The sequence below is a fragment of the Trichococcus palustris genome, assembly GCF_900114465.1.
In the GTDB taxonomy this organism is placed as follows: Bacteria; Bacillota; Bacilli; order Lactobacillales; family Aerococcaceae; genus Trichococcus; species Trichococcus palustris.
This window is the reverse complement of record NZ_FOTD01000022.1, coordinates 23583-33758: the sequence shown is the minus strand read 5'-3', so window position 1 is coordinate 33758 and position 10176 is coordinate 23583. Positions and strand designations below refer to the sequence as shown.

Sequence of the window (10176 nt, the reverse complement as noted above, 5' to 3'; positions counted from 1 at the left end):
TAATATGGACCCATTGTCAAGGACATTAAAAAAAGACACCTTATGCAGCACCCAATAATATTTGCTCCCTGTAAAGAACAGGGGGCAATTTTTTTAGATTCCATTGTCCGCGTTCGTTGTTGTAATAGTCAATGTAATCATCTACAATTGCCCGTAAATCTTCCAGATTTTCACAATCTTTATAATCTATTTCATCTTTCAGATGTCCAAAGAACGACTCTTGCGGAGCGTTATCCCAACAGTTACCTCTTCTTGACATGGACTGACCTAAATGATTATCAGCCAACTTCTTATGGAATTTAGGACTAGTGTAATGGACGCCCTGATCTGAATGGATAAAGGCATCTTCATGCAGCGTGGCACCGTGGGCGCTCGCCAATAGATTAATGGTATTTAGAGAAATATCAAGTTTCAGGCTATCAGATACATAGTGGGCTAGAATCTCTTTCGTTGCGCCATCTTTGACGGTCGACAAATAACCTATAAAGCCATTGGCCCCAGGCAAATAGGTGATATCTGTTAACAGAACTTTTTTGGCTACCCCCTGATCAAATTGACGTTTTAACTTGTTCTCAACAGTGCTATGTTCTTTGGTAGCTTTCGCAATTCTCTTGTACGGATTCGCTTTACGAATAGGGCAGAAGATATTATATTTCCTCATCAACCGCTGCACTTTTTTACGATTGACCGTAATCCCAAATTTATTCTTGAAGTACATCACAATGCTTCGAGAACCTTTCTTGTAGCCACGGTAGTTATACGCTTCTTCGATTTTGATTTTCCAGAATTGATCTTCCTCTTCTCGTGAATTTCTACTGTCCGCATTCTTTATATAATTGTAGTATCCTGAACGAGAAACACCCAATAGCTCACATGCATCAATGATTGTTCCTGTATAAGAACCGTCGGTTTTCATCCCATGGATTCTTGCGAAGATATCGCTAATATTTTCAGCGTTTTCTAGCCTCCTTTCGCTCCATTCTGATTTTTTTAACAGTTCATTTTCCTGTTCTAACAATGAAATTTTAGCTTGTAACTTTTCAATTTGTTGCTCAGGTGTTAGTTCTGTCTTTCGAGCTCTGCCTGAAGAATTTTTTCTGGTGTCTTCCAATGCCAAAATGCCATTTTCACGATATCTTTTTCGCCATTTCTTCGCAAATGACTTTATCCTGTCATCACCAATCATTTCCGGATCAAACCCTGCTTCAATAAAAATTTGCTTAGTAGTTTTCATGTTTAATGTTTCTGAAATGAAGTGGCGTTTGAACTCGTCGGTATAAGTAATGCTTTTATCAGAAACATTTTTTACATATTGGTTTTCCTTCAAAATTTGGACCTGACTTGGTGTAAAAGTTAATTTCGACATTCAGTGATTCCTTTCTGCACGAAGTGCAATAGATGTGGATTATGGGCTTGAAGGACTTGGCGACTAGCATTACCCGGTTTGTGAAATCTGTCAAAAGAAGGAGCGACAGCGGCTTTTGACTGATTTCTCAAATTGGGTTATCATCGCGACGCCACTTCAAGCATCAACTTATTTTTCTCTTTTAAGTATACAAAAATGGACCCTATAGAGGGCACTTTTTTTAGTGTCCATTCTATAGGGTCCATTTTAGAAGGCTTTCCTCTGTTCAGGGGTGTTTCAAGCGGAAGATGTCACCATCCTCGTGCGCTTCTTTTATGCTTCAACAGGAGCATAAAATCTTTTTTTAGCAACAACAGCCGAACCGACTGCAGCTACAAGCAGTGTGATTCCGCCTGCTAAGTAAACATTGTTTGAACCGGTTTGTTTGACATCATTTCCCTTTGTCGGGAATGTAGCCACAACGGTACCGTCTGCACCAGAGAAGACAACTTCCTTGGAAGTCACGGTAACAGTCATGTCCAATACAGCAGCCGCTGCAGAAAGCTCAGCCAAGATGGCATGTCTTTCGGCATCTGAAAGCTGATTCACGCTTTTCGATCCACTTGCAGTAACGATAGCTTGTGCATTGTTGATGTGGGCGATGATCTGATCAGCTTGCGCTGCAGTTACATCGTGGGACATCAAGTAATTTTTTGCTTGTTGCACATAATTAGCTGGTAAGTTTGTGGCTTCCAAAGTAGCGATGATATCATTTTCAGTGGCAGCAGCAACATTCGGTGCTGTTCCTAGAAATAACACGAATGCGAATAAAAGGGATACGATAACTTTTTTCATATAATTTTCACCTCCTCTCAATGAACTGAAATGGCTTTGCGAACCAGTTAGGCACGTTCACCGTTTGAGGCATAACTTTTCCGGTTGCGGAACTGCGCCCGTTTTGCTTTGCTGAGCAGGGTATAGCCTACCAATGACGCTATACCCAAGGCGAAGGCCACTAAGCCGACCACCAAAAAGTATTGGGTGTAATGCAGCGCCAAGGTGCGCAGGGCGGTATTGATGTAATCGGCCGAAATGGTGATGCGTTGCGGGAGCTTCAGAACCAATGCGACCGTCGCCGGAATGATGACGAAGGCGGATCCGGAGACCAATGCGCTGCCTATCCAGATCAGCGAACGGTGGATTCTTTTCCGGTTCAGCAGCACGAGCAGTCCGCTGACGGCAAGGAAGGCAACCGGCACGATGTAAAAATGATCGCTGATGACATGCAGCGCGTTGCGTGCCTTCTGGAATTGCGGGAAATCAACGACATTCTTTAAATTGAACAAAGTCGTATGACTTGCGACGATATCGGTCGCTTCACCGATGATCTTATCCGTTTGTGCCTGCAACGCTTCATCGAAAGGTTGGTTGTGTTCCGCCGCATAGGTTTTGACGTAGTTCGTGACCGGTTCTTCGAACATGGTCCGATCGGTCTCGGTGGTGTATTTCGCATCCGCGGTGGTCAAATAGTTGATGGCCGCTTCATTGTTTTTAATGGAAAGTTGTTGCATACCGTAGCGATCGGTCGTCGCCACGATAAAAATATCTTCCGGAATGGATGTTTCCAGACTCAACGTCTTAAATTTCGCAGCAAGGCTGTCTTCCACCTGGGAATAATATTCGCTGTCGTTCAATTGATTGTTGATGTCGTTGGCGTTCAACAGGACCTCCTTCATGAAGATGACGCCGATCAAGGCAACGACCAGAAACATCAAAATGAAACTGAGCAGCACTCTGCCGATTTGTCTTAGTTTTCGCATCAGTTGCTCTCCTCCACAAATGGAATTTCCGATAGGGGTTTCCCTTCGACCAATTTGGCCGTCACGACATATCTGTCGGGGGTATTGCCGATGTAATCGAAAGGATAACAAGTATAGAGCGTCAACAGCTGTTCATCGGATTGCGCTAGGATGGATTGATCGGTTCCGTCCTTGATTTCGATGTTGCTGATTTCATACGTATAGGTCCCGTAAGTCAAGTCCAGTGTGATGATATCCCCGATTTTCGCCTCGCCCAGCGTTTTGAAAACCGAATTGGTATGGCCTGCAAGGACCGTATTCCCGATATCGCCAGGAAATACGGAGCCATAGTATTGGCCGGCTCCATACAAGAGCTGTGTCGCATCGTCCCCCACGAAAACAGGCGTTGTGATGTCCGCAGAAGCGACCGTCAGTTTGCCGAATTCATCCCCGTATTTTGGGAAAGCCAACTGACTTGCTGGAGGGTTGGCGCCGATCGCAGCTGTGCCGCTTGCGGCTATGTCCGCTTTCGCAATCGTGACCTCTTCAGGGAAGAACATACGGGTTATGTAAAAGGCATAGGTAAGGTTGTCGAAGAAAGCCAGCGAAAGGAGCGTGATGCCTGAAACGAACAACAGGATCGGCATACCGATCAACGTGACAATCCTCCGCCTATGAACTTTTTTTCGTGCACTTGTTTTTTTCCCCATCATTCCACTCCATTCAATGATTTTAAATCTGTGCTTCAGTTTGAAACTGTAAGACTGCAACCGTATCGTAAAAAATGCTTCATTTGATGATATGTTGTATTCCAAATGAAGCTATTTTGCTTTGATAAATCCTGATAATGCTCCTTTAAGTGTAATGTAAAAAGTCCGCAATGTCCATGAGAAAACCTGATTAGAGGACAAGATGTGAATATAAGTTTTTTCATTCCGGGGAAATGCTCCCACATTCAGCAAGCGGCTGGACATCTGGCCGTTGGAAAGATTTTCTCGAAATCGGAAAAAGAAAAAAGCCACAAACGCGATCCATCAGGCTTTCCCGGAAGGAAACGATGGATGGGTTTGTGGCTTTTTCGGTAACCCCCGAAATCTGAATAAGGAGAATAAGGGATTCGAACCCTTGCGCGCCTTTCGACACCTAACGCATTTCGAGTGCGTCCTCTTCAGCCGGACTTGAGTAATTCTCCATGAAGAACATTATAGACCTTTTTCGGCGATTGGAAAAGGGAAATCTTCAAAAAAAGGGTAAAAATATTGCATCAGCCACTTTTTGGATAGCCAGCCTGTTTCCGCTGCCTTCGCAAAGCCTGTTTCCGCTGCTAGGTGGGCGGCAAGACGGGGAAATATGCTATACTGGACGTATCAATTACAGACAAATAACGAAGGTGGTCTACCAGTGAAATTTTCAGAATATCCCTATGAACGTCCCGATTTCAGTGCATACAAAGAGAAAGCCGAAGCAGCGATCACGCAGTTAGCCGCTGCCGCCGCACCGGCGGAAGCCATCGCCGCCGTCGAAACGATGACGGAGCTGATTTCCTACCAGGATACCCAAAACCAGATTGCGCAGATCCGCTATACGATCAACACGAAGGATCCGTTCTATGAAGCGGAAGATGAGTATTGGAACGAATACAATCCGCTGTACACGGACATCCACACCAAATACTACCGCGCCTTGCTGGGTTCCCCTTACCGCAGCCAACTGGAAACGGTCTTGCCGAAGCTGTATTTCCAGATGGCCCAGTACCAATTGCAAGCCTTCGATCCGAGCGTAATCGAGCTGCTGCAGAAAGAAAACGAGTTGAGCAGCAACTACCAGAAACTGGTCGCCAGCGCAAAAATCGCCTTCGACGGCAAAGAGCTTAACTTGTCGCAATTGGGTCCCTATCAGCAGGATACCAACCGCGAAACCCGCAAGGCAGCCTCGGAAGCTTACTACAGCTTCTTTGCCGAACAGGAAGCAACTTTCGATGATATCTACGACCGCCTGGTGAAAACACGCGATGAAATCGCCAAAAAATTGGGCTACAAAGATTTCGTCGCACTCGGATACGTGCGGATGATGCGTTTCGACTATGACCGTGAAATGGTGAAGACCTACCGCGAACAAGTGCTGAAGGACGTTGTGCCGGTGGCGAACAAACTGTATGAGCGCCAAGCCAAACGCATCGGCGTCGCTGCGCTGCAGTACTACGACCTGAATCTGAACTTCCTGGACGGCAACGCCACCCCGAAAGGTGATGCGGCGTACATCGTCGCGATGGGCAAAAAAATGTACCATGAACTGTCTCCGGAAACGGGCGAATTCATCGATTATATGGACAACAACGGCCTGTTGGATCTGGAAACAAAAGAAGGCAAAGCGAGCGGCGGCTATTGCACCTACATACCGGGGCAACGCTCACCTTTCATTTTCGCAAACTTCAACGGCACGTCCGGCGATGTGGATGTCCTGACCCATGAAGCGGGGCATGCTTTCCAAGTGTACCAATCGCGTTGGATTAAACAGCCGGAATTGGTTTTCCCTACCTATGAAAGCTGTGAAATCCATTCGATGAGCATGGAATTCTTCACCTATCCCTGGATGGAGCTGTTCTTCAAGGAGGAAACCGAAAAATACAAATACGCCCATATCGGCGGTGCATTGCAGTTCCTGCCGTACGGCGTTTTGGTCGACCACTTCCAGCACGAGGTCTACGAGCATCCGGAAATGACACCTGCCAAACGGAAAGCGACCTGGCGCCGACTGGAAAAAATGTACAATCCGCACAAGGATTATTCGGAAAATGCCTTCCTGGACCAAGGAACATTGTGGTTCCGCCAAGGACACATCTTCGAGTCGCCGTTCTACTATATCGACTACACGCTGGCGCAAGTCTGTGCCTTCCAATTCTGGAAGCGGGCACTGGTGGACCACGATGACAAGGCGTGGTCCGACTATCTGAAAATCTGCAAAGTCGGCGGGACCCAGAGCTTCCTGGAAATCGTCAGGACCGCGAACCTGCAGTCGCCGTATGAAGAAGGCTCGCTGAGCGCCGTCATCGCGGCCATCGATGAATTCCTCTCGCAAGTGGATGATGAAAAACTGTAAGAATAGCTTCTTCTCTTATTTCCTAACGATTAATCGCGAATGTGTTCCAAAAGGCAATTGATACACCTATTCACGAATAATCATTAGACGTTTGCTATATATTATTCGCTTATAATCTCTAACTTATGAAAAATAAGCTTCCCAGATAGAAATCTTTGTGGTAGAATTACCGCTATCTAAAGAGTTAGTTTTTTTATCAGAGTACAGCTTTTTTGCTATTTTTTATCATTTTCATAAATATTAGGGGGAATAAGAATTTGTTAACATTACATAAACAATGGAATAAGTTAAGCTTGGTCAAACGCATCATCATCGGACTTATCGTAGGTATCATCCTGGCCTTGGTTGCTCCGGAAGCAGCAAAACCGATTACGATCTTTGGATCATTATTTGTAGGCGCACTGAAAGGGATCGCGCCAATCCTGGTGTTCTTTCTGGTTTCATCGGCAATCTCGCAACATAAGAAAGGCCACGAGACGAACATGACATCCGTCATCGGGCTCTATCTTTTAGGAACCTTTTTGGCGGCGCTTGTAGCTGTCATCGTAAGCTTCATCTTCCCGGTGACCCTGACATTGGGCGCCGGAGTAGAAGACGTCGCCGCCCCTGGTGGTGTTGTGGAAGTCCTCAAGGCGTTGCTCCTTAATGTCGTGGACAATCCAGTCAAAGCACTGTTCAATGCCAATTATATCGGTATCCTAGCGTGGGCCCTTATGCTCGGAATGACCCTGAAAAATGCCGCAGCTTCAACCAAGCTGATGATGGTCAACGTATCTGATGCACTGACGGAGATGGTCCGGATCGTCATCAACTTCGCTCCACTAGGGATCATGGGTCTTGTATTTGATGCCATCGCGACAAGCGGCATCGGCGCTCTCCTGAGCTACGGAAAACTGCTTGCAGTCCTCATTGGCTGTATGCTATTCATCGCGTTGGTCGTCAACCCGATCATCGTATATGTCTATATCCGTTCCAATCCTTATCCACTAGTATTCAGATGTCTGCGGGAAAGTGGCATCACAGCCTTCTTCACAAGAAGCTCAGCCGCGAATATTCCAGTGAATATGGCTCTGTGTGAAGAACTTGGCTTGGACAAGGACACGTACTCCGTATCCATCCCACTTGGTGCGACCATCAACATGGCAGGAGCGGCAGTAACGATTTCGGTACTTTCCTTGGCAGCAGTCAACACTTTGGGAATCTCAGTAGATTTCGGAACAGCATTCATCCTCAGTATCCTTGCAACCATCAGCGCTTGCGGTGCCTCCGGTGTTGCTGGCGGTTCCCTACTCCTTATCCCTCTTGCAGTAAGCCTCTTCGGTATTCCGAATGACGTGGCTATGCAAGTAGTCGGTGTCGGCTTCATCATCGGCGTCCTTCAGGATTCCTTCGAGACAGCCCTCAACTCTTCAACAGACGTCCTCTTCACTGCGACTGCGGAGTTCGCGAAGCGACGTAAGGAAGAAACGGCCGCTTCCGTCAACGAATTAGCTTAAGCCAGCACGATCCGTTTGACGAATGAAAGCCTCTGGTCCCATATCGGATCAGAGGCTTTTTTGTTAACTAGGTCGGTTATTTTGAAATCAGTCTTCTGTCCCTAAAATTTGATTGATTTCTTGAGACAGCAAGTCTGCCTTGCCGCCAAATACAGCTTGGATGCCGCCTTGAACTTCGAAAACAGCAGTTGCTCCGAGATTCTTGATGGAATTTTTATCAACGACCGAACCATCTTTCACGGAAACACGCAGACGGGTTGCACAAGCACTGACGGATTCGATGTTTGCTTCTTTTCCTAATGCTTCAATGATGATATGCGCTTCATCATTCAAAGTAGAAGCCGCGCCGGAAGCTGTAACCGGTACGCTTGCATCAGCTTCCGACTCATCCATACCAGGCACCATCACTTTGAATTTCGTAATAAAGAAGCGGAATACGATGTAATAAATCAATGCCCAAATAATACCAATCGGGATTACCCACACCCAGTTTGTTTTTGCGTTACCTTGTAGCGGACCAAATAGTAAGAAGTCGATCAACCCGCCTGAGAAAGTATTTCCGATACGGATGCTCAGTAAATCAGCAACAAAGAAGGAAATACCATCAAGGAATGCGTGGATCACATACAGCCAAGGTGCGACGAACAAGAACATATATTCAAGTGGTTCGGTAATACCGGTCAAGAATGAAGTGAGGGCGCTACTCAAATACAGACCGGCATTTTTTTTGCGGTTCTGCTTCGGAATGGAATGGTACATGGCCAAAGAAGCAGCCGGTAAACCGAACATCATCGTAGCGAAGCGACCGGCAAAGAAGCGGGTTCCATAAGTGTAAAGGCCTGTATGGTTTGGATCAGCCAATTGCGCGAAGAAGATGTTTTGGGCACCAGAAATGGTTTGACCCGCCACAACTTCAGTACCACCCAAAGAGGTATACCAAAACAGCGGATAAATCGTATGGTGCAAACCGACCGCACCGGTCAAACGAAGTAAAAATCCATACAAGAATGTTCCGAAACTTCCCATCACTGCGATGGCTTCACCGGCGGATGTCAATGCGCCTTGGATCGGTGGCCAAATCAGGTAAAAGAATGCCCCAAGAATGATAGCTGCAAATGATGCTACAATCGGGATAAAACGCGAGCCACCGAAGAAACCCAAAAACTGCGGCAATTCGATTTTACGATAACGATTATGCAGGAAGGCAACGGTACTTCCGACAGCTATTGCACCAACAACCCCAGTGTCGATCGAAGCGCCTTCTGCGGAAAATAATTGCAGAAAACCACTGATGGTTGCGACGAAAACAACGTAACCCACACCGCCGGCCAAACCAGCAGTCCCTTTATCTCCGTTCGCGAGACCGACAGCGACCCCGATGGTGAAGATGAGCGCCAAATTGGCAAAGACGGCACTTCCGGCAAAACTCATGATGCTCAGGATCACTTGCAACCAGCCAATGTTAAGGAAAGGATAAGCCGCCAATGTACTTGGATTGGTCAATGCGCCGCCGAAACCAAGCAAGAGGCCGGCAGCAGGCAAAATGGCGATCGGGAGCATCATGGCTCTCCCAATTTGCGAGAATTTTTTAAACATAATGTTCACTCCTTATTTTAAGTTATCGATGAAACGTTTCGCTATTTCTTTTGGCCGTGTGATTGCGCCTCCTACGACGATTCCCGCAACACCCAATTCCTGGATTATTTTGGCTTGATCAGGCGTATGGATTTTACCTTCGGCGATGACATCCACACCAGCATCCACCAGCTTTTTCATCAAGGCGATGTCCGGTCCGTCCTGTTTGATACTGTCCTCTGTATAACCACTAAGCGTTGTGCCGACAAAATCGATACCTTCATGGAAGGCATTCAGGCCTTCCTCAAAAGTGGCAATATCCGCCATGAACAATTGTTCGGGATATTTTTCCTTAATTTCTTTGATGAAGGCATTGATTGTTTTGCCATCATAGCGTTCCCGCAAAGTGCAATCCAAGGCAATAACTTCCACACCTGTTTCAACCAATTCATCGATTTCCTTCATGGTAGCCGTAATGAAGGGTGCTTGAGGGGGGTAATCACGTTTGATGATCCCGATGATCGGTAAATCAACTCTTTCCTTAATCTGTTGAATATCCCTCACCGATTCAGCGCGTATGCCGACTGCACCGGCTTGTTCAGCTGCAAGAGCCATCAAAGGCATGATACCGCCTTCTTCAGTGTACAAAGGTTCTCCTGGTTGCGCTTGACAGGAAACAATAATGCCGCCACGGACTTTTTTGATGAAATCTTCCTTCTTCATGGATATTTCCTCCGTTATTTATTTTATTCCGGAGATTATCTCCGTAAATGAAATATAGCATACGCTTTCATGTTTGCAAATAGGTAATTTTCATTTTAAAAAGTTCGTGTATAATGAGAGTCATAAACATGAAAAGGAA

At 46.3% G+C, this 10176-nt stretch carries 8 protein-coding genes and 1 tRNA gene; 2 read left to right on the top strand and 7 right to left on the bottom strand.

Annotated features, from left to right (window positions below; translation table 11 throughout):
* Positions 1 to 40 precede the first annotated feature (40 nt).
* From BM101_RS11970 to BM101_RS11945, 5 genes are all read right to left on the bottom strand, one after another.
* Entirely contained in the window at positions 41 to 1366 is a 1326-nt protein-coding gene (locus BM101_RS11970) for an IS3 family transposase (RefSeq protein ID WP_093399856.1), read from the bottom strand.
* Between the two features lie 312 nt (positions 1367 to 1678).
* Complete coding sequence (locus BM101_RS11965) at positions 1679 to 2200, bottom strand: hypothetical protein (RefSeq protein WP_087032194.1); 522 nt, start codon at positions 2198 to 2200, stop codon at positions 1679 to 1681.
* Between the two features lie 47 nt (positions 2201 to 2247).
* Complete coding sequence (locus BM101_RS11960; protein WP_087032192.1) at positions 2248 to 3165, bottom strand: hypothetical protein; 918 nt, start codon at positions 3163 to 3165, stop codon at positions 2248 to 2250.
* Complete coding sequence (locus tag BM101_RS11955; protein WP_245825704.1) at positions 3165 to 3791, bottom strand: class D sortase; 627 nt, start codon at positions 3789 to 3791, stop codon at positions 3165 to 3167. Before BM101_RS11955 ends, BM101_RS11960 begins: the two co-directional genes overlap by 1 nt.
* 455 nt (positions 3792 to 4246) lie before the next feature.
* A tRNA-Ser gene (locus BM101_RS11945) sits at positions 4247 to 4336 on the bottom strand.
* Between the two features lie 209 nt (positions 4337 to 4545).
* Between BM101_RS11945 and BM101_RS11935 the strand changes: the two genes are divergently transcribed.
* Positions 4546 to 6243: a M3 family oligoendopeptidase gene (locus BM101_RS11935; protein WP_087032184.1), complete on the top strand. Its 1698-nt coding sequence runs from the start codon at positions 4546 to 4548 to the stop codon at positions 6241 to 6243.
* Positions 6244 to 6500: 257 nt separating this feature from the next.
* On the top strand, positions 6501 to 7739 hold the full coding sequence (sstT, locus tag BM101_RS11930; protein WP_087032182.1) for a serine/threonine transporter SstT: 1239 nt from the start codon (positions 6501 to 6503) through the stop codon (positions 7737 to 7739).
* An 87-nt stretch (positions 7740 to 7826) separates the two neighbouring features.
* Here sstT and BM101_RS11925 read toward each other — a convergent pair whose 3' ends face one another.
* Complete coding sequence (locus BM101_RS11925) at positions 7827 to 9335, bottom strand: PTS transporter subunit EIIC (protein ID WP_087032181.1); 1509 nt, start codon at positions 9333 to 9335, stop codon at positions 7827 to 7829.
* 12 nt (positions 9336 to 9347) lie between these two features.
* Positions 9348 to 10037, bottom strand: a complete 690-nt coding sequence (locus tag BM101_RS11920; protein ID WP_087032179.1) for an N-acetylmannosamine-6-phosphate 2-epimerase — start codon at positions 10035 to 10037, stop codon at positions 9348 to 9350.
* Positions 10038 to 10176: the final 139 nt, after the last annotated feature.

Bases quoted from the DNA above. Each gene is read 5' to 3' on its own strand.
- BM101_RS11920 (WP_087032179.1), bottom strand. From the start codon at position 10,037: ATGAAGAAGGAAGATTTCATCAAAAAAGTCCGTGGCGGCATTATTGTT.
- BM101_RS11970 (WP_093399856.1), bottom strand. From the start codon at position 1,366: ATGTCGAAATTAACTTTTACACCAAGTCAGGTCCAAATTTTGAAGGAA.
- BM101_RS11965 (WP_087032194.1), bottom strand. From the start codon at position 2,200: ATGAAAAAAGTTATCGTATCCCTTTTATTCGCATTCGTGTTATTTCTA.
- BM101_RS11925 (WP_087032181.1), bottom strand. From the start codon at position 9,335: ATGTTTAAAAAATTCTCGCAAATTGGGAGAGCCATGATGCTCCCGATC.
- BM101_RS11960 (WP_087032192.1), bottom strand. From the start codon at position 3,165: ATGCGAAAACTAAGACAAATCGGCAGAGTGCTGCTCAGTTTCATTTTG.
- BM101_RS11955 (WP_245825704.1), bottom strand. From the start codon at position 3,791: ATGCCGATCCTGTTGTTCGTTTCAGGCATCACGCTCCTTTCGCTGGCT.